This window comes from Arthrobacter sp. NPDC056886, assembly GCF_042788715.1.
Lineage (GTDB): Bacteria > Actinomycetota > Actinomycetes > Actinomycetales > Micrococcaceae > Arthrobacter.
In genome coordinates, this window is sequence record NZ_JBHUBT010000015.1 from 83471 (window position 1) to 104887 (window position 21417).

20 protein-coding genes are annotated in these 21417 nt (G+C 68.1%); 15 read left to right on the plus strand and 5 right to left on the minus strand.

Annotated features, from left to right (window positions below; all coding sequences use genetic code 11):
- Window positions 1-41: 41 nt before the first annotated feature.
- Window positions 42-1007, minus strand: a complete 966-nt coding sequence (locus ACFRJ8_RS21625) for a quinone oxidoreductase family protein (RefSeq protein WP_377988412.1) — start codon at window positions 1005-1007, stop codon at window positions 42-44.
- Between the two features lie 188 nt (window positions 1008-1195).
- Window positions 1196-2287: a fatty acid desaturase family protein gene (locus ACFRJ8_RS21630; protein WP_377988413.1), complete on the minus strand. Its 1092-nt coding sequence runs from the start codon at window positions 2285-2287 to the stop codon at window positions 1196-1198.
- A 202-nt stretch (window positions 2288-2489) separates the two neighbouring features.
- Between ACFRJ8_RS21630 and argC the strand changes: the two genes are divergently transcribed.
- The 10 genes from argC (at window position 2490) to ACFRJ8_RS21680 (ending at window position 12743) form a co-directional block, all read left to right on the plus strand.
- Window positions 2490-3533, plus strand: coding sequence for an N-acetyl-gamma-glutamyl-phosphate reductase (gene argC, locus ACFRJ8_RS21635; RefSeq protein ID WP_377988414.1), 1044 nt, complete (start codon window positions 2490-2492; stop codon window positions 3531-3533).
- Window positions 3530-4696 (plus strand): bifunctional glutamate N-acetyltransferase/amino-acid acetyltransferase ArgJ, encoded by a 1167-nt coding sequence (argJ, locus tag ACFRJ8_RS21640; RefSeq protein ID WP_377988415.1) that lies wholly within the window; start codon window positions 3530-3532, stop codon window positions 4694-4696. The genes argC and argJ overlap by 4 nt, the downstream gene beginning before the upstream one ends.
- 24 nt (window positions 4697-4720) lie before the next feature.
- Entirely contained in the window at window positions 4721-5653 is a 933-nt protein-coding gene (gene argB, locus ACFRJ8_RS21645; protein ID WP_377988416.1) for an acetylglutamate kinase, read from the plus strand.
- A gap of 53 nt (window positions 5654-5706) precedes the next feature.
- The gene (locus ACFRJ8_RS21650; RefSeq protein ID WP_377988435.1) at window positions 5707-6978 is read left to right on the plus strand and encodes an acetylornithine transaminase; all 1272 of its coding nucleotides are present in this window, start codon (window positions 5707-5709) and stop codon (window positions 6976-6978) included.
- 8 nt (window positions 6979-6986) lie between these two features.
- Complete coding sequence (gene argF / locus ACFRJ8_RS21655; protein ID WP_377988436.1) at window positions 6987-8000, plus strand: ornithine carbamoyltransferase; 1014 nt, start codon at window positions 6987-6989, stop codon at window positions 7998-8000.
- On the plus strand, window positions 8000-8530 hold the full coding sequence (locus ACFRJ8_RS21660; protein ID WP_079551248.1) for an arginine repressor: 531 nt from the start codon (window positions 8000-8002) through the stop codon (window positions 8528-8530). Before argF ends, ACFRJ8_RS21660 begins: the two co-directional genes overlap by 1 nt.
- 111 nt (window positions 8531-8641) lie before the next feature.
- A complete protein-coding gene (locus ACFRJ8_RS21665) occupies window positions 8642-9847 on the plus strand; it encodes an argininosuccinate synthase (protein ID WP_229993928.1) in 1206 nt (401 codons plus the stop codon).
- A gap of 56 nt (window positions 9848-9903) precedes the next feature.
- Window positions 9904-11334, plus strand: a complete 1431-nt coding sequence (gene argH / locus ACFRJ8_RS21670; protein WP_377988417.1) for an argininosuccinate lyase — start codon at window positions 9904-9906, stop codon at window positions 11332-11334.
- Window positions 11335-11426: 92 nt separating this feature from the next.
- Window positions 11427-11948, plus strand: coding sequence for a pyridoxal 5'-phosphate synthase (locus tag ACFRJ8_RS21675; RefSeq protein ID WP_377988418.1), 522 nt, complete (start codon window positions 11427-11429; stop codon window positions 11946-11948).
- Window positions 11949-12005: 57 nt separating this feature from the next.
- On the plus strand, window positions 12006-12743 hold the full coding sequence (locus ACFRJ8_RS21680) for a maleylpyruvate isomerase family mycothiol-dependent enzyme (RefSeq protein ID WP_377988419.1): 738 nt from the start codon (window positions 12006-12008) through the stop codon (window positions 12741-12743).
- Window positions 12744-12851: 108 nt separating this feature from the next.
- Here the strand turns inward: ACFRJ8_RS21680 and ACFRJ8_RS21685 are convergent, their stop codons facing one another.
- Together ACFRJ8_RS21685 and ACFRJ8_RS21690 are read right to left on the minus strand one after the other, a co-directional pair.
- Window positions 12852-13370 carry a methylated-DNA--[protein]-cysteine S-methyltransferase gene (locus ACFRJ8_RS21685; RefSeq protein ID WP_377988420.1) on the minus strand — a complete coding sequence of 173 codons (519 nt, stop codon included), beginning with the start codon at window positions 13368-13370 and terminating at the stop codon, window positions 12852-12854.
- Window positions 13367-14911 carry a DNA-3-methyladenine glycosylase 2 family protein gene (locus ACFRJ8_RS21690; RefSeq protein WP_377988421.1) on the minus strand — a complete coding sequence of 515 codons (1545 nt, stop codon included), beginning with the start codon at window positions 14909-14911 and terminating at the stop codon, window positions 13367-13369. The genes ACFRJ8_RS21685 and ACFRJ8_RS21690 overlap by 4 nt, the downstream gene beginning before the upstream one ends.
- A gap of 90 nt (window positions 14912-15001) precedes the next feature.
- Between ACFRJ8_RS21690 and ACFRJ8_RS21695 the strand changes: the two genes are divergently transcribed.
- From ACFRJ8_RS21695 to tyrS, 5 genes are all read left to right on the plus strand, one after another.
- Complete coding sequence (locus tag ACFRJ8_RS21695; protein WP_377988422.1) at window positions 15002-15760, plus strand: DNA-3-methyladenine glycosylase; 759 nt, start codon at window positions 15002-15004, stop codon at window positions 15758-15760.
- A 75-nt stretch (window positions 15761-15835) separates the two neighbouring features.
- Complete coding sequence (locus ACFRJ8_RS21700; protein ID WP_377988423.1) at window positions 15836-16462, plus strand: hypothetical protein; 627 nt, start codon at window positions 15836-15838, stop codon at window positions 16460-16462.
- Between the two features lie 131 nt (window positions 16463-16593).
- Window positions 16594-17115 carry an adenine phosphoribosyltransferase gene (locus ACFRJ8_RS21705; protein WP_377988437.1) on the plus strand — a complete coding sequence of 174 codons (522 nt, stop codon included), beginning with the start codon at window positions 16594-16596 and terminating at the stop codon, window positions 17113-17115.
- Window positions 17116-17264: 149 nt separating this feature from the next.
- On the plus strand, window positions 17265-19493 hold the full coding sequence (locus tag ACFRJ8_RS21710) for a HelD family protein (protein ID WP_377988424.1): 2229 nt from the start codon (window positions 17265-17267) through the stop codon (window positions 19491-19493).
- Between the two features lie 114 nt (window positions 19494-19607).
- Window positions 19608-20921 (plus strand): tyrosine--tRNA ligase, encoded by a 1314-nt coding sequence (gene tyrS / locus ACFRJ8_RS21715; protein ID WP_377988425.1) that lies wholly within the window; start codon window positions 19608-19610, stop codon window positions 20919-20921.
- A 133-nt stretch (window positions 20922-21054) separates the two neighbouring features.
- Here tyrS and ACFRJ8_RS21720 read toward each other — a convergent pair.
- Window positions 21055-21417: hypothetical protein (locus ACFRJ8_RS21720; RefSeq protein ID WP_377988426.1), on the minus strand; the 363-nt coding region annotated here is incomplete at its 5' end.

Genomic DNA, 21417 nt, shown 5'->3' on the forward strand with positions numbered 1-21417 from the left:
AGATGAACGGATAGTGTCGCAGCGCGGCTTGGGGACCGCGTTTAGGGGACGAGGATGACTTTGCCGGTGGTGCGGCGCTGTTCTAGGTCATCGTGGGCGCGGGCTGCCTCGGCGAGGGAGTAGCGGGCGCCGATCCGGACCTTGAGGCTGCCGTCGGCGGCGGCGGCAAAGACTTCATCGGAGCGCCAGCGGCGTTCCCGGGCGTCGCGCAGGTAGTGGCCCATGGTCGGCCGGGTGAGGTACAGCGAGCCGCCGGCGTTGAGCCGCTGGGGGTCGAACGGCGGGACCGGGCCGGACGCTCCGCCGAAGAGCACCAGCATGCCCCGGATGCGAAGCGACGCCAGGGAGGCATCGAAGGTGTCTTTTCCGACGCCGTCGTACACCACGTCCGCGCCGGTGCCGTTGGTTAGATCCCGGACCCGCTCGGCAAAACCGTCGTACCTCAGCACGTGGTCGGCCCCGGCATGGCGAGCCAGCTGCTCTTTCTCGTCCGTCGACACGGTGGTGATGACATTGGCGCCCTTGGCCTTGAGCAGCTGGATCATCAGGAGCCCGACGCCACCGGCGCCGGCGTGGACCAGGACCGTGTGGCCGGACTCCACCTTGAAGGTGGAGTTGATCAGGTAGTGAGCCGTCACGCCCTGCAACGGCAGGGCCGCGGCGGTGAAATCGTCCAGGCCGTCGGGAACCGGGAGGGCCTTGTCCTCATCGACGAGTGCATAGCCGGCATAGCACTCAGCGCCCTCCGCCGTGGCCACCCGGTCGCCGGGAGCGAACCCGGTGACGGCGTCGCCGACCTCCTCCACGGTGCCCGCGGCCTCCGAACCGGGCGTGAAGGGGTAGCTGACCTTGTAGACGCCGCTGCGCTTGTAGGTGTCGATGAAGTTCACGCCCACCGCGGCGACCCTGATGAGCAGCTGGCCGGACCCGGGAACAGGGCGGGCTGCCTTGTCGAGCTCCAGGACCTCGGGGCCCCCGGCCTGGCGGGCGACGATTGCGTGCATCATGTGGCTCCTTTTCCGGGCGGGAAAGTCTGTCCCGGTCCCTGGGTCCATCCTAGGGACACTGGCGGTAACCATGAAGGGGCGGTCCGTAACCGACCGTCACGAGATGCTTCGCCATCAAGGTGACGCCGTCCAAACGCGGCGGTCCTGCGCGGCCGCCGGGGTGATGCGTCGTTTAGTAGCGGGGGAGACTAGTAGCGGCGGGTGACCGTTGCCATCGGGCATTCGAAGTGGCGGCCCGCGGCGAGTCCGACGTCGTTGAGGTACCGGACCATGATGGCGTACGACTGCATCAGCGTGGTTTCCGTGTACGGGACCTGGTGCTTGGCGCAGTACTCGCGGACGATCTTGGCGGCCTTGTCCAGCTGGGGGCGGGCCATGTCCGGGAAGAGGTGGTGTTCTGCCTGCCGGTTCAGGCCGCCGAGCAGGATGTCCATGAAGCGGCCGCCCGAGATGTTCCGGGAGGTGAGGACCTGGCGGCTGAAGAAGTCGACCCGGCTGTCCGCCGGCAGTACCGGCATGCCCTTGTGGTTCGGTGCGAAGGAGGCGCCCATATAGAACCCGAACACGGCCAGCTGGACGCCGATGAAGGCGAACGCCATGCCCAGCGGCAGGAAGGAGAAGGCGAGAACCGGCAGGAGGCTGAGCCGGACGGCGAGGATCGGGATTTCAACCCAGCGGTGCGTGACCTTGGCGCGGCGGACGATGAATTTCACGGAATCGATCTGGAGGCCCAGGCCCACCAGGAACAGGAGCGGGAAGAAGAACCAGCCCTGCTTGCGGGTCAGGAACGCGAGGCGGCCTTGGCGGTCGGCTACGGCTTCAGCGTGGAAGGCGATGGGGCCGGGCGCGATGTCCGGGTCCTTGGAAATGACGTTCGGGTGATTGTGGTGCGCGCCGTGCTTCTGCTCCCACCAGGAGTAGCTGATGCCGGCCACGGACGTGGCGAGCAGCCGTGCGGCCCAGTCGTTGGCGCGGCGGGACGCGAAGATCTGCCGGTGCCCGGCCTCGTGGGCCAGGAAGCTCAGCTGGGTGCAAATTATGCCCAGGGCGGCGGCGATCAGGAGCTGGAACCAGCTGTCACCGATCAGCGCGAAGCCGAACCAGGTGGCGGCCATCAGGAGGGCGAGCACCGAAAACACGGTGATGTAGAAGCCGACACGCCGTTCCAGGAGACCGGCTGCCTTCACGGTCTTGAGCAGTTCCGAATAGCTGAGAACGACGGCGTTGGGCTGCCTGACTCGCGATTTAGGGCGCTCTGGGGTGGTGAGCGTAGTGGTCATGCGGGGCCTGCCTCGTTGCTGTTACGGGCAACGCTGCAGCTGACATTTGCAGCGGCACGGTCTGGATCACCCTTCACCAAGCATACGCCCCCGGGTTTCTGCGGCCCGCCGATCGGGTGCCGTTGACGGGTGCGTTTAGGCACAGACCCATCGATGCATAAATATCGGTATCTATGCATACTCTTGCTGTATAGTCGTGCTTATGACTATTTCTGTTGCCGTTTCAGGGGCGAGCGGCTATGCCGGCGGCGAGGTCCTGCGGCTCCTCGCCGGTCACCCTGACGTCACCATCGGTGCCATCACGGCCCACAGCAACGCCGGTTCCAGACTAGGGGAATTGCAGCCGCATCTCCATGGCCTGGCGGGCCGGATCCTCGAAGACACCACCGTGGATAACCTGTCCGGGCACGACGTCGTGTTCCTGGCGCTTCCGCACGGGGCATCCGCCGAGATCGCGGCCCAGCTGCCTGCCGGAACCCTGGTGATCGACGCCGGCGCGGACCACCGCCTCGAGGATCCCCAGGCTTGGGAGAAGTTCTACGGTTCCGCGCACGCCGGGACCTGGCCCTACGGCCTCCCGGAACTGCCCGGCCAGCGCGAGGCCCTCCGCTGCGCCACCCGGATCGCCGTGCCCGGCTGCTACCCGACGTCGGCCCTGCTGGCCCTCACGCCCGGCTTCAGCAGCCAGCTGCTGGACGGCGACGACGTCGTGATCGTCTCCGCTTCCGGCACCTCGGGGGCCGGCAAGGCCGCCAAGGTCAACCTGATTGGCGCCGAAGTCATGGGCTCCATGAGCCCCTACGGGGTGGGCGGGGGACACCGGCACACCCCGGAGATCGAGCAGGGGCTCTCCAAGGCGCTGGGGGCTCCGGTCACCGTGTCCTTCACGCCCACGCTGGCACCGATGAGCCGGGGCATCCTCACCACGGCGACAGCGAAGGTCCGGCAGCAGCCAGGACGCAGCGTCACCGCCGCGGAGCTGCGCGCCGCCTGGGCCGAGGCCTACGACGACGAACCGTTCGTGCACCTGCTGCCCGAGGGCCAGTGGCCCACCACCAAGTCGGTCCAGGGGTCGAACCACACGGTCATGCAGCTGGCCTTCGATGAGCACACCGGCCGCGTGATCGTGTGCTGCGCCATCGACAACCTGACCAAGGGGACCGCCGGCGGGGCCGTGCAGTCCATGAATATCGCCCTCGGCCTGGCGGAATCCGCCGGCCTCGACCTCCAGGGAGTCGCACCGTGAGCATCACCGCACCGCAGGGATTCCGCGCCGCCGGCGTGACGGCCGGCCTCAAGGCTTCCGGCAAGCCGGACGTGGCCCTCGTGGTCAACGACGGCCCGTCCAAGGCCGCCGCAGCGGTCTTCACGTCCAACCGCGTCGCCGCCGCCCCCGTGCGCTGGTCCCGCGAGGTGGTCAAGGACGGCCGCGTGGACGCCGTTTTCCTCAACTCCGGCGGGGCGAACGCCTGCACCGGACCCCAGGGCTTCCAGAACACCCACACCACCGCGGAGAAGACCGCCGAAGCCCTCGGTGTCTCCGCCACCGACGTCGTGGTCTGCTCTACGGGACTGATCGGCGAACAGCTGCCCATGGACAAGATCCTGGCCGGGATCGGTTCCGCCACCGCCGCCCTTGCCGCAGACGGCGGCCCTGCGGCAGCCACCGCGATCATGACCACGGACTCCGTGTCCAAGCAGGCCGTCTTCACCGGCACGGACTCCAATGGCACCCAGTTCACCATCGGCGGCATGGCCAAGGGCGCCGGCATGCTGGCCCCGGGCCTGGCCACCATGCTGGTGGTCCTCACCACGGACGCCGACGTCCAGCCGGGCACGCTCGACGCCGAACTCCGCAACGCCACCCGGGTCACCTTCGACCGGGCGGACTCCGATGGCTGCATGTCCACCAACGACACCGTGGTGCTGCTGGCATCCGGGGCCTCCGGCGCCGTGCCGTCCGCCGTCGACTTCGGCGCGGGCCTGACCCAGGTCTGCGCCGAGCTGGCCCGCAAACTCATCGGCGACGCCGAGGGCGCCAGCCACGACATTGCCATCCGGACGTTCAACGCCGCGAGCGAGCGGGACGCCGAAATCGTCAGCCGCGCCGTCGCCCGCTCCAACCTGTTCAAGACCGCGATTTTCGGCAAGGACCCCAATTGGGGCCGTGTGCTGTCCGCCGTCGGCACCACTGACGCCGCATTCGATCCGGACCAGCTGAACGTGTCCATGAACGGCGTGCAGATCTGCCGCAACGGCAGCATCGGCGATGACCGGAACCTCGTGGACCTCGAACCGCGCGAGGTCCTCGTCGAAATCGACCTGCAGGCCGGCGGGGCCGAGGCCACGATCCTCACGAACGACCTCACCCACGACTACGTCCACGAAAACAGCGCCTACTCCAGCTAGGCCTTTCCAGCAAGGACGAACAGCATGAACACCCAGACACGCGAGACCACGTCCCAGTCGGACGCCCGGGACAAAGCCGCCACGTTGATCGAGGCGTTGCCCTGGATCCAGCGCTTTGCCGGCAGCACCATGGTGATCAAGTACGGCGGCAACGCCATGGTCAACGACGATCTCCGCCGAGCCTTCGCGGAAGACGTCGTGTTCCTGCACCACGTCGGCATCCACCCCGTGGTGGTGCACGGCGGCGGCCCGCAGATCAACGCCATGCTCAGCCGGCTGGGCATCGAGTCCGAATTCAAGGGCGGGCTGCGCGTCACCACACCCGAGGCCATGGACGTGGTCCGGATGGTCCTCACCGGCCAGGTGGGGCGCGAACTCGTGGGCCTGATCAACTCCCACGGCCCGTACGCCGTCGGCATGTCCGGGGAGGACGGCGGCCTGCTCCGCGCCGTGCGCACCGGCACCGTGGTGGACGGCGAGGAAGTGGACCTGGGCCTGGTGGGCGAGGTGGTGGGCGTGAACCCGGAAGGGATCGTGGACATCCTCGCGGCGGGCCGGATCCCGGTGGTCTCCACCGTTGCCCCGGAGATCTCCCCAGACGGATCCACCACCGGGCAGGTACTCAATGTCAACGCGGACACGGCGGCGGCGGCGGTCGCGTCGGCACTGGGCGCCTCCAAGCTGGTCATCCTGACCGATGTAGAAGGCCTCTACGCCAACTGGCCGGACAGGTCATCGCTCATCTCGTCGCTGACGGCTTCGGAGCTGCGCGAGATGCTGCCGCGCCTGGAGTCCGGCATGATCCCGAAGATGGCGGCCTGCCTGAAAGCGATTGACGACGGCGTCGAGCGCGCCCACATCGTGGACGGCCGCCTGCCGCACTCGATGCTGCTGGAAACCTTCACGACCGCCGGTATCGGCACCCAGGTCGTCCCGGACGAGGAAGTGAACGCATGAACGAAACTGTAGGCGTGAGTCCGACCGGCGATGGGGCCCCCACAGCCTCCGTCATGACTGGAAAGAGTAGCGGCGCACAGTGGCTCTCCCGCTACTCGTCCTCGCTGCTCGGCGTCTTCGGCACACCGCAGCGGGTCCTGGTCCGCGGCGCCGGCTGCCTCGTGTGGGACGCCGACGGCAAGGAGTACCTGGACCTGCTCGGCGGCATCGCCGTGAACGCGCTCGGCCACGCCCACCCGTTCGTCACCTCGGTGATCTCCAGCCAGCTCGCCACCCTGGGCCACGTCTCGAACTTCTTCACGAGCCCCACCCAGATCGCCCTGGCGGAGAAGCTGCTGGAACTGTCCAAGGCGCCGGCCGGCTCCAAGGTGTTCTTCGCCAATTCTGGCACCGAGGCCGTTGAGGCGGCCTTCAAGCTGGCGCGCCGGAACAGTGGATCGGACGAGAAGCCACGCACCAAGATCGTCGCGCTCGAGGGCGCCTTCCACGGGCGCACCATGGGCGCCCTCGCGCTGACGGCGAAGGAGGCGTACCGGGCGCCGTTCGCACCGCTGCCCGGCGGCGTCGTGCATATCCCGTTCGGTGACATCGAGGCGCTCCGCGCGGCCGTGGACGACACCACCGCAGCCGTTTTCCTCGAACCGATCCAGGGCGAGGCCGGCGTCCGGCCGCTGCCCGCCGGCTACCTCAAGGCCGCCCGTGAGGCCACGAGCGCGGCCGGCGCCCTGCTGATCCTTGACGAGGTCCAGACCGGCATCGGCCGCACCGGCAAGTGGCTGGCCAGTGAGGATGCCGGAATCGTCCCCGACGCCGTGACCCTCGCGAAGGGCCTCGGCGGCGGTTTCCCGGTGGGCGCGCTGGTGACGTTCGGACCGGTAACGTCCGCCCTGCTGACCGCCGGCCAGCACGGGACCACCTTTGGCGGCAACCCGGTGGCCACCGCGGCCGCCCTCGCCACCCTCCACGTCCTCGAAAACCAGGACATCCTAGCCCACGTCCGGAGCCTGGGGGAGCACCTGCGCGCCGGTCTCGCAGGAATCGCCGGCGTCACGGAGGTCCGCGGCGAGGGGCTGCTGGTCGGCTTCGACCTCGACGCTGACGTCGCCCCCGGCGTCGTCACCGCAGGTCTCGACGCGGGGTTCATCGTCAACAGCCCGGGTCCGCGCACCATCCGGCTGGCGCCGCCGCTGATCCTGACTACCGAGCAGGCCGACCGTTTCTTGGCCGGGCTGCCCGCGTTGCTCGAAACCGCAAAGTTCACTGCCGAAAAGACTGCCGAACAGCCAGCCACTTCCAGCAACAACGCCACAAAGGACGCCAAGTGACCGCCCCCGTGACCACATCTGTGCCCACCCGCCACTTCCTCAAGGACACGGACCTCAGCCCCGCCGAACAGGCCGAAGTCCTCGAGCTCGCTGTCCGGATGAAGGCCGCTCCCTACAGCGTGCAGCCCTTCGCCGCGGCGGGCAGCGGCCGCCAGACCGTGGCCGTCATCTTCGACAAGACCTCCACCCGGACCAGGGTCTCCTTCGCCACCGGAATCGCGGACATGGGCGGCAATGCGCTCATCATCAACCCCGGCGAGGCACAGATCGGGCACAAGGAATCGGTCGAGGACACCGCCAAGGTGCTCGAACGCATGGTGTCCACCATCGTGTGGCGCACCGGCGCGCATGCCGGGCTCGTCGCCATGGCCGCGAATTCCCGCGTTCCGGTCATCAACGCGCTGTGCGATGACTACCACCCGTGTCAGCTCCTGGCCGATCTCTTGACCGTCAAGGAGCACAAAGGCTCGCTCGAAGGCCTGACCATGGCATACCTGGGCGACTCGGCCAACAACATGGCCAATTCCTACCTCCTGGCCGGCGTCACGGCGGGCATGAACGTCCGGATTGCCGGACCCGCCGGGTACCTGCCGTCCGCTGAGATTATCGCCGCCGCCGAGGACCGCGCCGCGGAGACCGGCGGTTCCGTGCTGGTGACGGTCGACGCCGCCGAGGCCCTCCAGGGCGCCGACGTCGTGGCCACCGACACATGGGTGTCCATGGGCCAGGAGGCGGAGAAGGAAGCACGGATGAAGTTGTTCCGCGACTATGCCGTGGACGGCGCGGCGATGAAGCTCGCGGCGCCGGACGCCGTCGTGCTGCACTGCCTGCCGGCCTACCGGGGTTACGAGATCGCCGCGGACGTCATTGACGGTCCGCAATCGGTGGTCTGGGACGAAGCCGAAAACCGGCTCCATGCCCAGAAAGCGCTCATGGCCTGGCTTATGCACCGCTCCGGTCTGGCTGTTGTCGATGGGCTGGCACCAGTCGATGGGCTGGCACCCGTGGACGGCCAGGCCTGATGTCCGTCCAGCCAGCCTCACCGGGGGCCAGCCCGGCCACCAAAACGGCCAGGCAGGCACGGATCACCGCGATTCTGACGGGCGAATCGGTCCGTTCCCAGGCCGAGCTCGCGGCGCTGCTCGCGGACGACGGCGTCCAGGTCACCCAGGCCACGCTTTCCCGCGACCTCGTGGAACTCGGCGCCGTCCGGGTCCGCGGCAAGGACGGCGTGCTGGTCTACGCCGTCCCGGGGGAGGGCGGCGAACGGGCGGCCAAGAGCGGCGTCACCCAGGAAATCCTCGACGCCCGGCTGACCCGGCTGTGCGGGGAACTGCTCGTCACCGCCGAGGCCTCGGCCAACCTCGTGGTGCTCCGGACCCCGCCGGGCGCCGCGAACTTCCTGGCCCTCGCCATCGACCACTCCGTGATGCCCTCGATCCTGGGCACCATCGCTGGGGACGACACCGTCCTGCTTGTCACCCGGGACCCCCTGGGCGGCGCGGACATCGCCGCACGCTTCCTGCAGTTCGCCGAGGAAGCCGGCCAATAAAGCCGCACCATGAGCCTTTCAAGGGGCCGGGCGCACCGGGGTTGTGACAGGCTTGCAACAGAGATTTTTCCCAGACTTACAGCATCACCAAAACAACTAAGGAGCATTTCCGTGACTGAGCGTATTGTTCTGGCCTACTCCGGTGGCCTGGATACTTCCGTAGCCATCGGCTGGATCGGTGAAGCCACCGGCGCCGAGGTCATCGCCGTGGCGGTCGACGTCGGACAGGGCGGCGAATCGCTGGAGACCATCCGCCAGCGCGCGCTGGGCTGCGGCGCCGTCGAAGCCTACGTGGCCGACGCCAGCGACGAGTTCGCCAACGAGTACTGCGTGCCCACGCTGAAGGCCAACGCCCTCTACCAGGGCCACTACCCGCTGGTCTCGGCCATCTCCCGCCCGGTGATCGTCAAGCACCTGGTCAAGGCCGCCCGCGAATTCGGCGCCACCACCGTGGCCCACGGCTGCACCGGCAAGGGCAACGACCAGGTCCGCTTCGAAGTCGGCATCCAGACCCTCGGCCCGGACCTGAAGTGCATCGCACCGGTCCGCGACCTCGCCCTGACCCGCGACAAGGCCATCGCCTTCGCCGAGGAAAAGGGACTGCCGATCGAGACCACCAAGAAGAACCCGTACTCGATCGACCAGAACGTCTGGGGCCGCGCCGTCGAAACCGGCTACCTCGAAGACATCTGGAACGCCCCCACCAAGGACATCTACGACTACACCGCCACCCCGGAATTCCCGCCGGCGCCGGATGAGGTCACCATCTCCTTCGAAGCCGGCGTGCCGGTCGCGATCGACGGCGTCAAGGTCACCCCGCTGCAGGCCATCAAGGAACTCAACCGCCGCGCCGGCGCCCAGGGCGTCGGCCGCATCGACGTCGTCGAGGACCGCCTCGTGGGCATCAAGTCCCGCGAAATCTACGAAGCACCGGGCGCCATGGCGCTCATCACCGCGCACAAGCACCTCGAGGACATCACCATCGAGCGCGAGCAGGCCCGCTTCAAGGCGACCGTCGGCCAGCGCTGGGCCGAGCTGGTCTACGACGGCCAGTGGTTCTCCCCGCTCAAGCGCTCCCTCGACGCCTTCATCGAGGACACCCAGCGCTACGTGACCGGTGACATCCGCATGGTGCTGCACGGCGGCCAGGCGATCGTCAACGGACGCCGCTCCGAGACCTCGCTCTACGACTTCGATCTCGCCACGTACGACACCGGCGACACCTTCGACCAGTCGATGGCCCGCGGCTTCATCGAGCTGTGGGGCATGTCCGCCAAGGTTGCCTCCGGCCGCGACATCCGCGTCGCAGGACAGTGAGTCAGCAGCAGGGCCCACGGGCACAGGGGTCCCCGGCCGGGCGAAGCGAGGCTGGGGTGCGCCCGGGGACAAAATCGGAGGCGACCAATACGGGCGCGCTGTGGGGCGGCCGGTTCGCCGGCGGCCCTGCGGACGCCCTCGCCGCGCTGAGCAAGTCCACGCACTTCGACTGGCGGCTGGCCCGGTATGACATCGCCGGGTCCAAGGCGCACGCCCGCGTGCTGCACAAGGCCGCGCTGCTGGACGACGCCGAACTCGAGGGCATGCTGGCCGCCCTGACCCAGCTGGATGAGGACGTCGCCTCCGGCGCCTACCTGCCGGCGGAGTCGGATGAGGACGTTCACGGTTCGCTGGAGCGCGGCCTGATCGAGCGCGCCGGCACCCAGCTCGGCGGCAAGCTCCGCGCCGGGCGGTCCCGCAACGACCAGGTGGCCACGCTGGGACGGATGTTCCTGCGTGACCACGCCCGGATCATTGCCCGCGGCGTGCTCGCCACGATCGACGCGCTGGTGGACCAGGCCAAGGCGCACCAGGGGGTGGCCATGCCCGGCCGCACCCATCTGCAGCATGCCCAGCCGGTCCTGCTCAGCCACCACCTGCTGGCCCACGCCTGGGCGCTGCTGCGAGATGTGCAGCGGCTGGCGGACTGGGACAAGCGCGCCGGCGTTTCGCCCTACGGCTCGGGCGCCCTGGCGGGCTCCTCGCTGGGACTGGACCCGGAGGCCGTCGCAGCCGACCTCGGCTTCTTCTCGGCGACGCACAACTCGATCGACGGCACCGCCTCCCGCGACGTCTTCGCCGAGTTCGCCTGGATCACGGCCATGATCGGTGTGGACCTGTCCAGGGTCTCGGAGGAAGTGATCCTGTGGGCCACGAAGGAGTTTTCCTTCGTCACCCTGCACGATTCCTACTCCACTGGCTCCTCGATCATGCCGCAGAAGAAGAACCCGGACGTGGCGGAACTGGCGCGCGGAAAGGCGGGCCGGCTGATCGGCAACCTGACCGGGCTGCTGGCCACCCTGAAGGGCCTGCCGCTCGCGTACAACCGTGACCTGCAGGAGGACAAGGAACCGGTCTTCGACGCCGCCGACACGCTGGAGGTCCTGCTCCCGGCAGTGTCCGGCATGATCGCGACGCTGACGTTCAACACCGAACGGATGGCAGCACTGGCACCGCAGGGCTTTGCGCTGGCGACCGACATCGCCGAGTGGCTGGTCCGCCAGGGGGTTCCCTTCCGCGAGGCCCACGAGCTGTCCGGTGCCGCGGTGAAGCAGGCCGAAAGCCGCGGCGTCGAGCTCTGGGACCTGACGGACGAGGAATACGCCGCCATCTCGGGGCACCTGACGCCGGAGGTCCGCACGGTCCTGTCCACGGAGGGTTCGCTCAACAGCCGGAACTCCCAGGGCGGCACCGCACCGGCCGCCGTCGAACGCCAGTTGCTGGCCCTCGACGGCGAGCTCGCCGGCGTGCGGGAGTACGCGGGGTAAACGTACCTCCGGCCCGCGAGACGACAGTTCGCGGCAATGTTTTTCGAAAACACTGCCGTGAAGTGTCGTCTCGCGGCGTTTAAGGTGGGTGCATGAGCGAAACATTCCGGCAAATGCTCCGTGCCCTGCCCGATTTCCCCGAAATGCTTCCGGACTTCGATCCTGCCACAGCGCCGGCGGACCCCGCCGAGCTGTTCCGGCTGTGGCTGGCCGAGGCGCTGGCGGCCGGAGTGCCGCAGCCCAACGCGTGCAGCCTGGCCACCGCCGACGAGCAGGGCCGGCCGTCGTCGCGGATGCTGATCCTGAAGGACATCGACGCCGACGGCTGGCACTTCGCGACCTCCCGGGAATCCCGCAAGGGCAAGGAGCTTGCGGCCAATCCGCACGCGGCGGTGAACTTCTTCTGGCAACAGCAGGGCCGCCAAGTGCGGGTGGCCGGGGACGTCGTGGAGCTGTCCGCCGAGGCCTCGGCCGCGGACTGGCAGGCCCGGCCGGGAGCAGACGGCGGCGAGAATCCAGATTGGCAGCTCTACGCCCTCCGGCCCCGCGAAATCGAATTCTGGCAGGCCCGGCACGACCGCCAGCACATCCGGCACCGCTACGCGCCCCGCTGACCGGGTTCCGCTCAGTTAATCCAAGTTAATTGGGCGGCTCGGTTTAGGATGGGCGCCATGACCTCAATCACACCAGAGAACCTTCGGGCCGAACTGCACCGCGCCGCCGACGTCGTGGCCGGAATCGCCGGGAAACTGACGGAACAAGACGTCAAATCGCCGTCGGAACTGTCGGGCTGGAGCCGCGGGCACGTGCTGGCCCACATCTGCGGGATCGCCAACGCGATGGGCCGCCAGCTCGAATACGCCGCCCGCGGTGAGGGCGTGGAACTCTATGACGGCGGCTCCGAGGGGCGAAACCGCGCCATCGACATGGCGGCCGGCCACAGCCTCGCACAGCACCGGGCCGACCTCGACGCAGCGTTGGGCAGGGCCCTGCGCGCCTTCGACTCCCTCGACGCCGCGGGCTGGCGCGAGCCCATCACCTACCGCGGGGGAGTCGTGTTCGACGGCGGCTTGGCGCTGTGGCGCGAACTCGTCATCCATGCGGCAGATCTCGGCACCGGCCACGGACCGGAAACCTGGAGCCGCCCCTTCTGCGGGCACCTCTTCGATTTCCTCTCCGCCCGGGTGCCCGAGGGCCAGCGCTTCGTGCTGCAGCCGCTCGGCCTGCCCGCGGTGGCGATCGGGAGCGGCGGAACATCGACGGTGATCAACGGCATGCTCACGGACATCGCCGCGTGGCTGGCCGGCCGCACGCCCACGCTCGGCAGCCTCCGCGCTACTGCCGCAGCCGACGGCGTGGACCTTCCGGAGCTGCTGCCCTGGCCTGCCGGAGTGCCCGTCAACAACTGAGTACCGGGCCTTCGCGGGCCAGCCCTCGCCCGCTGCGGTACCCGGCGCGGTGCCCGGGCCGGTGCAGGGCCCGCTGCAGGGCGCAGCGCCTGTGGCCCCCCTACAGGCCTAGGGCCGTGCCGTTGCGAGGGCGAGTTCGCGTTCCCGGTCCAACAGGCTGCCCTTGACGGCCAGTCCCCAGCGGAAGCCGCCCAGGGTCCCGTCGGTGCGGATGACGCGGTGGCAGGGAACAAACAGGGCCGCCGCATTGAAGGCGCAGGCACTGGCCGCGGCCCGGACTGCCTTGGCGTTGCCCGACAGCTCCGCATACTCCGTGTAGGTCACCGGGCGCCCCGGAGCGACCGTGCGCAGCACGTCCCAGGCGTGACTGCGGAAAGGACCGGACTTCTGCAGCACCTGCACCGCCATGGCCGGCTCCGGATCGCCGGAGTAGAACGCCTCCACAGCCGCGGAGATGGAGCCCAGCCCGGAAACGGTCTCGAATTCGCCCGGCAGCAGGTCCACGTGGATCTGCCCGGTCAGCTCGCCGGGAACGGCGGTCCAGCCCGATGACAGGACGGCGCCGTCGCGGGCAATGATGGTGAAGGGACCGTCCGGGGTGGACATGGTCAACAGCTGGGCTTTCATGGTTTCGCTTTCTTCGGAATCTGCTTCGGATCCTGTGACGGAGTCTGCTTATTCAGAGACTTCTTCAGAGACGGTTTGCGTGCCGCGGCCTGGGCAGCCGCTGCCGCGCGCCAAAGGTGCATGGTGGCGTAGGAGCGCCATGGACTGACCTCACGGAAGTCGTTGGTCAGGACGGCCCCGGTGGGGGTCTGGGCGAGTGACCGGATGCCGTTGCGGACCGCGGCATCGTTGGCCAGGAACACGTCCGGTGCCCCGATGACGCGCATCGCGACGTATCCCACGGTCCACGGCCCGACGCCGGCCAGCGGCAGGAGCTTGGCCTCCAGCCCGTGCACGTCATCGCCGTAGCCGAAGTCCAGATCGCCCGAGGCCATCGCCGCGGCGGCCCCGCGGACGGCATCGATCCGCCGCTGTGGCCCGCGGAGCAGTTCGAAGCCGGTCTCCGCAATCTGGGCGGCCGTCGGGAACAGCCGGTGCAGGCCGTCGTCGGGCACCATGCTTGCGCTCCCGGCCGCGGACAGTTGGACCAGGGCGGTCCGCGCTGCTGCCACAGTAATCTGCTGGCCGATCATGGCCCTGATCAGCAGTTCCTGCGGATCAACGGCGCCGGGCATCCGCATGCCGGGCGTGCCCGCAACCGTTGCGGCCAGGCGGGGGTCGGCGGCGAGGGCGGCATCGATGGCGACCGGATCGGCGTCCAGGTCCAGCAGCCGGCGGACCCTGCTCAGCAGGGCGGCCAGGTCACGGAGATCGACGGCGGCGATGGTCAGCACGAGCGGACGCCCGGGCGCCCCGGCGTCGTAATCCACCCGGAAGCGGGCATCGCCGTGCGTCAGCCGCAGGGTGCGGGCGTACGAAGTAGACGTACCTTCCTCGATCCCGGGGATGGCGCGGACGGCGAGGAAGTCGAAGACGCCGGGGTCGAACGGTTCGCGGTAGGGAAGGTTGAGCGTGAGCGCAGTGGTGGCCGCGGGGGAGCGGTGATGCCGGGCAGTGGCCCGGAGCGCGGACGGCGTCATCGCAAAGACCTCGCCGATGGTCTCGTTGAACTGGCGCACGCTGCTGAATCCGGCGGCGAAGGCGATGTCCGAGACTTTCATGGCCGTGGAGACCAGCAGGGTGCGGGCGGTCTGGGCGCGGCTCGCCCGCGCCAGGGACAGCGGACCGGCGCCGAGTTCGTGGCTGAGGATCCGGTTGAGCTGGCGCGAGGAGTAGCCCAGCCGGGCCGCCAGCCCCTCAACGCCGTCGCGGTTGATCACGCCGTCGTTGATGAGTCGCATGGCCCGGCCGGCGATATCGGAGCGCACATTCCAGGCCGGCGTGCCGGGCACGGCCTCGGGCAGGCAACGTTTGCACGCCCGGTAGCCGGCGTCGTGCGCGGCAGCGGACGTCTCGTAGAAGGTGACGTTGTCCGCCTTGGGCGTCCGCGCGGGGCACGAGGGCCGGCAGTAGATGCCGGTGGTCCGGACAGCCGTGTAGAACTGCCCGTCGAAACGGGTGTCCCGGGCGTCGATTGCCCGGTAGCGCTGCCAGAAGTCCATGACCCCATCCTGCCAGCTTCACTGACCACCTGCTAGCGGAATTCGGACACGGCCATGTGGGCCCCCGGCGGCGTTTGTTAAAGTCTGAACATGACTTCGAGCCCGCTTCCCGCCCAGCCCGGCACGGTTGCCGGTGCCCAGCCCGGCACGGTTGCCGGTGCCCAGCCCGGCGCGGCTACCGGCGCGGCTGCGTCGCTCCGGGAGCTGCTCTCGGCCGATGCGCGGCACGTGGCGCCGCTGATCCTCGGGGCCGTGATGACGCACGACGGGCGCGACGGCTCCGTCTCGGTCCGGATTACCGAAGTGGAGGCGTACCTCGGCCCGCATGATTCGCGCCACCCGGACCCCGGGTCCCATACCTACCGCGGCCCAACGGCCCGCAATGCGCCGATGTTCGGCCCGGCCGGCCACCTCTATGTGTATTTCACGTACGGGATGCACCATTGCGCCAATATCGTGTGCGGGCCCGAGGGCGTGGCGTCCGCGCTGCTGCTGCGGGCCGGCGAGGTGGTGGCGGGACATGGGCTGGCCAGGGCCAGGCGCCCGACGTCGAAATCGGACATCGACCTCGCCAGCGGGCCTGCCCGGCTTGCCACCGCGCTGGGATTGACGACGGCGGACAGCGGGCGGGACGCCCTGGCGCCGCCGTTCCGGCTGGAGTTGCCCGCGAATCCGCCGGAAGGGGCCGCTGTTGGCATCAGCTCCGGCCCCCGTGTCGGCGTCTCCGGAGCCGGCGGCAGTCACGACTACCCCTGGCGGTTCTGGCTCAGCGGCGACCCGACCGTCTCCCGCTACAAGGCGGCGAAGGCGGCAAGGACAGTAAAGGCGCGCAACGCCCGCGGCGCGTAGCGTGCCAGGCGCTTTGCACACGCCGTGCCCGTACACCCTGATGCCGGCACACGCGGTGCGGGATGATGGAGCATTATGGGCGAGGGGAAACGCGGAAAACCGGGCAGTGAGCTGGAACGGCTTCAGATCTTTGCGCAGCTGGCCACCGAGTACTTCCGCATGGTCGAGCTGTTCACGCCGGACGGAGGGCAGGCTGCGGCGGGCTCCGTCGAGGCAGAGCGCAGGCATTGGGTTGAGCTCTTCCGGGCCGCCCTGCTGCGTAAATTCATCGTTCCGGAAGAACACGTTTCGCTCAAACTCGTCGTCAGGGCCCTGCGCCTGTGCAACTACTCGTCGGACGCCCGGATAACTGAGGGCACGGCAGAAGCGGCCAGTCTGTTCACGAACGGGATGATCCGGGACCGTCAGGCGCTGATGGCCGAAATGGCCCTGGATGACCACGACCTGTTCGAGGACGTCCTCTACGGGCGGCTCCTGCATGGTGACGCCGACCGGTTCCGCCGGTCCGGGTGGGCCGGGGACTACGCCCGGCTGAGCAGGGTGGCGGCCGGACGGTTCGATGCCGAGCGCGCGCTCAGAAAAGCGCTGGGCGTGGTCTCCTACGGGCTTGCCAACGAACTCCTGCGCCCGCCGGAACTCGGCGGCGACGCCGAGCCTCCAGAGCCAGAGGCAGACGCCGAGCCTCCGCCGCCAGAGGCATAGGGACTTCTCGGAGACGCCGGAACCGGCCTATCCGGGACGGCCCGGGAGCCCGCCGGCCCGGGGGACGTCCAGCGGCCAGCCAGTAGGGTGGATGGGTGAATCAAAGCGAACCGAACCAGACGAAGACTGCAATGCCGGTGGATGAACTGATCAAGGGCCTGTGTGCCACCATCCCGGACTATCCCAAACCGGGCATCAGCTTCAAGGACCTGACCCCGGTGTTCGCCGACGGCGCCGCCTTCGGGGCCGTCGTCGATGCTCTGGTGGGACCGTTCCAGGGCCAGTTCGACGCCGTCGCCGGTGTGGAAGCCCGCGGCTTCCTGCTCGCGGCAGCCGCCGCCTACGCCACGGGGACCGGGGTCATCACAGTCCGCAAGGCCGGCAAGCTGCCGCGCGAAGTGTTCTCCGAGGACTACGCCCTGGAATACGGCACGGCCACCCTGGAGCTGCACACCACGGACCTGGCGCCGGGGAGCCGGGTGCTGATCCTCGACGACGTGCTCGCCACCGGCGGTACGCTCGGCGCCGCGGCACGGCTGTTCGAGCGGTGCGGGATCCACGTGGCCGGCATCGGTGTGGTCATGGAACTGGGCGAACTCGCCGGCCGCACGGCCCTGACCGGCCACGACGTCCGCTCCCTGCTGCGGATATAGGAGGACCGGCGAGGCTGGACCAGCCGGGACGTGTCGGTAGAATTCCCTGACGAAGACTGCCTTGGCATTGTTTGGCGACATGCAACAGCCGTGCCCGCCGAAATGGCTGTAGAATGGTAGGTCCGTCTTTTTCGATAGGGGAACGTTCGATGCACGACGCTGATTTGGCCCATGAACGCGACTATGTGGCCGGACTTTATGCCCGGCTCGATGAGTTGCGGGCGGAGAAGCGCGCCCAGCTGGCCCAGGTGCGCCGTGCCGGTGCCGTGGGCACCATGCAGAACGTTTCCGAACGCGATGCCTTCGCGGCCCTCTACGAGGACCGCCTCGCCCAGCTCGACGCCGTCGATGACCGGCTCGTGTTCGGCCGCTTGGACCTGGATTCCGGGGAAGCCCAGTACATCGGCCGCATCGGCCTGACCACCGAGGACCTTCAGCGGCTCATGGTGGACTGGCGTGCGCCCGAGGCCGGCCACTTCTACCAGGCCACGGCGTTCGACCGGCAGGGCGTCCGCCGCCGCCGTCACCTGATCCTGCAGGGCCGCGAGGTCAAGGCAATCGAGGATGACGTGCTCGACGCCGACATGCTCGCCGACAACGATTCGCTCCAGGGCGAAGGCGCCCTGCTGGCTGCCCTGAACTCCAAGCGGACGGGCCGGATGTCAGACATCGTCGGCACCATCCAGTCCGAGCAGGACCGGATCATCCGTTCCTCCATCTCCGGCGCACTCGTGGTCCAGGGCGGTCCGGGCACGGGCAAAACCGCGGTCGCCCTGCACCGCGCCGCCTACCTGCTCTACACGCACCGGGACAGGCTCAAGAGCGCCGGCGTCCTGCTGGTGGGGCCGACGTCGTCCTTCATGAAGTACATCGAACGCGTGCTGCCCTCGCTCGGCGAGACCGGCGTCGTGATGGCGAGCCTGGGCAGGCTCATGCCGGGCATCACCGCCGTTGCCGAGCCGGACTCCGCCGTCGCCGCCATCAAGGGCCGGCTGGACATGGCCGAGGTGGTTGCCAACGCCGTGGCCAACCGGCAGCGCATCCCGGCCGGAAACCGGATCCTTGAGGTCGACGGGCGCAAGCTGGTCCTCACTCCGCGGCAGGTCCGCCGCGCCAAGGAAAGGGCGCGCGCCACCGGCAAACCGCACAACGAGGCCCGCGTCTCCTTCGTCAAGATCCTGCTGCGCGAACTCACCGAACAGATGACGGAACTGGTGGAGGCCGGCAACATCGGCAACAACGCCGACCGCTCCTACCTGGCGGAGGATGTCCGCTCCGCCCGGGATGTCCGGATCGCCCTGAACCTGTGCTGGATGCCGATGACCCCGGAGAAGCTCGTGGGGGAGCTGCTGAGCAAGCCGGCCATCCTCGAAGCCTGCACCCCGAACCTCAGCCCGGAGGAACGCGCACTGCTGCTGCGTCCTGCCGGTTCGCCCTGGACCGAGTCCGACGTTCCGCTGCTCGACGAGGCCGCCGAATTGCTTGGCGAGCTTGATGCCGCCGCAGGACGGGGCCTGGCGCAGCAGGAACAGGACCGTGCCCGCGACCTCGCCAACGCCAAGCAGACCCTGGTCAACATGGAAACCGCCGGCGTGGACGTCCTCGTCACGGCCGAAGAACTTGTGGACCAGAACCAGGAGCGCGAGACGCGGCTGACCGCTGCCGAGCGTGCCACCACGGACCGCAGCTGGGCCTTCGGGCACATCGTGGTGGACGAGGCCCAGGAGTTGTCACCCATGCAATGGCGGCTGCTGGTCCGCCGCTGCCCGCTGAAGTCGTTCACGATCGTGGGCGACATCGCCCAGACGAGTTCCGTGGCCGGCGCCAATTCCTGGCACAGCGCCCTGGGCCCCATGTTCGGCGACCGTTGGCAGCTCGAGGAACTGACCGTCAACTACCGCACCCCGTCCCAGATCGCCGAGGCCGCCGCCCGCATGGCTACCGCGGCCGGACTGGTGGTTTCGGCGCCCAAAGCCGTCCGGGAAGGGCGCTGGTCCCCGGTTATCGACAATGTCGGCACCGGCCAGATCGTCAACAAGCTCGTCGAGGTGTTGCCCGAGGAACTCGACGCCATCGAGGGCGGCCTGATGGCGGTCATCGCCGACGGCGATCTTCTGCCCGAGGCCAGCGCGGCGCTGCGGGCCGTGTACGGCCACCGTGTCGGGACCGGAGCGGGGAGTTACGCGCAGGACATCGTGGTGATCAGTCCCCGCGAGGCAAAGGGCCTGGAATTTGACGGCGTCGTGGTGCTGGAACCGATGGACATGCTCAACCACGAGCACGGCCGGGTAGGCGACCTGTATGTGGCCATGACCCGGCCTACGCAGCGCCTGCGGCTCATCGCCGCCGCCGGAATCCCGGCAGGCATCGAGGAGTAGACCTGCTGCCGGGTGGGGTTGGCTGCCGGCTTCCGGGCCGCAACGGCTGCCCGGCATCCGGGCGCACGGCGTCAACTGCGGTGCGGGTCTGTTGATCCTGCTAACTTAGATTCCGTGTCCCAGCTAAATATTCTCGATGCCCAGCAGAACGACCCCAGCTTTGCCAATGTCTGGCAGGAGCTGAAATGGCGCGGCCTTGTCCACGTCTCCACGGATGAGGCGGAGCTCGAAAAGCTGCTCGCCGGCGAGCCCGTAACGTATTACTGCGGTTTCGATCCGACCGCGCCGAGCCTGCACCTGGGCAACCTGGTCCAGCTGCTGCTCATGCGCCGGATCCAGCTGGCCGGCCACAAGCCCCTCGGACTGGTGGGCGGTTCCACGGGCTTGATCGGGGATCCGCGTCCGACGGCGGAACGTACCCTCAACACCAAGGACACCGTGTCCGAATGGGTGGGCTACCTGCAGGCCCAGGTCCGTCGCTTCCTGAGCTTCGAGGGCGACAACGCCGCCCAGATGGTCAACAACCTGGACTGGACGGCGCCGCTGAGCGCCATCGACTTCCTGCGCGAGATCGGCAAGCACTACCGTGTCGGCACCATGCTCCGCAAGGACGCCGTCGCATCCCGCCTCAGCTCCGAGGAAGGCATCAGCTACACGGAGTTCAGCTACCAGATCCTGCAGGGTATGGACTACCTGCAGTTGTTCCGCGACTACGGTTGCATGCTGCAGACCGGTGGCTCGGACCAGTGGGGCAACCTCACCAGTGGCACTGAGCTCATCCGCAAGGTTGAGGGCAAGCACGTCCACGCCCTGGGAACGCCGCTGATCACCAACTCTGACGGCACCAAGTTTGGCAAGAGCGAAGGCAACGCGATTTGGCTGGATCCGGCCATGTGCAGCCCGTACGCCTTCTACCAGTTCTGGCTGAACACGGCCGACGCCGACGTCACGGACCGCCTCAAGGTGTTCACCTTCCTGAGCCGGGCCGAGATCGAGGCTCTGGAGCTAGCGGTGGCCGAAAGGCCGTTTGCCCGCGAGGGCCAGCGGAAGCTGGCCTACGAGGTGACCTCGCTGGTCCATGGCGTGGACGCCACGGAAAAGGTCATTGCGGCGTCGGCCGCGGTGTTCGGCAACGGCGACCTCTCGGTGCTGGATGAAGCGACCTTGAAAGCGGCGACCTCCGAGCTGCCGTCCGCCACAGTCGACGCCGGCGCCTTGGGTATCATCGGGCTGCTGGTCGCCTCCGGTCTGTCGGAGAGCAAGTCCGCGGCACGCCGCACAGTGGGGGAGGGCGGGGCCTACGTCAACAATGCGAAGGTGTCGGACCCCGACGCCGTTATTGACTCCAGCCAATTGCTGCATGGCCGCTACCTGCTCCTGCGCCGGGGCAAGAAGAACCTGGCAACGGTGGAAGTCGCCGCGTCCTGATCAGCGCCGAAACGCACCCTGCACGCTCCTCCCCGGCCGATTTGCACGGCCGGTGAGGAGCGTGTATTGTTTTCTGAGTCGCCGCCGTTGAGTGGTGACAAACCCCCACAAATGAGAAGCAATTCTTCATGCGCTAGGCGCACAGAATGAAAATTGCTTTCAATTTTGCTGGGCGGATTCGCTCCACAAAGTGAAATTCTGATGAAAATCCTGAATTTGCAAAGTGGAAATGAATGAAATAAGCTGTAAACATCGCAGCGAAGAAAAACGAAATAAAGAATTCATGGAAATGAATTGTTTCGGCAAGTATTCGAATGTGTCTGTTGTTTGAGAACTCAATAGTGTGCCAAGTTTGTTGATACCAATTTATTGTATTGAATTGGTTGAATTGGCCGGGCCCTGCCACCCCGTGGTGTGGTCTGGTTTTTACAGCTGGTTTCAAATTTTGTGCATTGTGTGTTTCCCGTTTTCCCGGGGGCGCATGGTGTGTCTGTTT

Excerpts from the sequence above, each read along its gene's own strand:
- argB (WP_377988416.1), top strand. The coding sequence starts at position 4,721 with ATGAACACCCAGACACGCGAGACCACGTCCCAGTCGGACGCCCGGGAC.
- ACFRJ8_RS21695 (WP_377988422.1), top strand. The coding sequence starts at position 15,002 with ATGACTTCGAGCCCGCTTCCCGCCCAGCCCGGCACGGTTGCCGGTGCC.
- ACFRJ8_RS21630 (WP_377988413.1), bottom strand. The coding sequence starts at position 2,287 with ATGACCACTACGCTCACCACCCCAGAGCGCCCTAAATCGCGAGTCAGG.
- ACFRJ8_RS21675 (WP_377988418.1), top strand. The coding sequence starts at position 11,427 with ATGAGCGAAACATTCCGGCAAATGCTCCGTGCCCTGCCCGATTTCCCC.
- ACFRJ8_RS21710 (WP_377988424.1), top strand. The coding sequence starts at position 17,265 with ATGCACGACGCTGATTTGGCCCATGAACGCGACTATGTGGCCGGACTT.
- argC (WP_377988414.1), top strand. The coding sequence starts at position 2,490 with ATGACTATTTCTGTTGCCGTTTCAGGGGCGAGCGGCTATGCCGGCGGC.
- ACFRJ8_RS21660 (WP_079551248.1), top strand. The coding sequence starts at position 8,000 with ATGTCCGTCCAGCCAGCCTCACCGGGGGCCAGCCCGGCCACCAAAACG.
- ACFRJ8_RS21700 (WP_377988423.1), top strand. The coding sequence starts at position 15,836 with ATGGGCGAGGGGAAACGCGGAAAACCGGGCAGTGAGCTGGAACGGCTT.
- ACFRJ8_RS21690 (WP_377988421.1), bottom strand. The coding sequence starts at position 14,911 with ATGGACTTCTGGCAGCGCTACCGGGCAATCGACGCCCGGGACACCCGT.
- ACFRJ8_RS21650 (WP_377988435.1), top strand. The coding sequence starts at position 5,707 with ATGACTGGAAAGAGTAGCGGCGCACAGTGGCTCTCCCGCTACTCGTCC.
- ACFRJ8_RS21705 (WP_377988437.1), top strand. The coding sequence starts at position 16,594 with ATGCCGGTGGATGAACTGATCAAGGGCCTGTGTGCCACCATCCCGGAC.
- ACFRJ8_RS21685 (WP_377988420.1), bottom strand. The coding sequence starts at position 13,370 with ATGAAAGCCCAGCTGTTGACCATGTCCACCCCGGACGGTCCCTTCACC.
- ACFRJ8_RS21680 (WP_377988419.1), top strand. The coding sequence starts at position 12,006 with ATGACCTCAATCACACCAGAGAACCTTCGGGCCGAACTGCACCGCGCC.
- ACFRJ8_RS21625 (WP_377988412.1), bottom strand. The coding sequence starts at position 1,007 with ATGATGCACGCAATCGTCGCCCGCCAGGCCGGGGGCCCCGAGGTCCTG.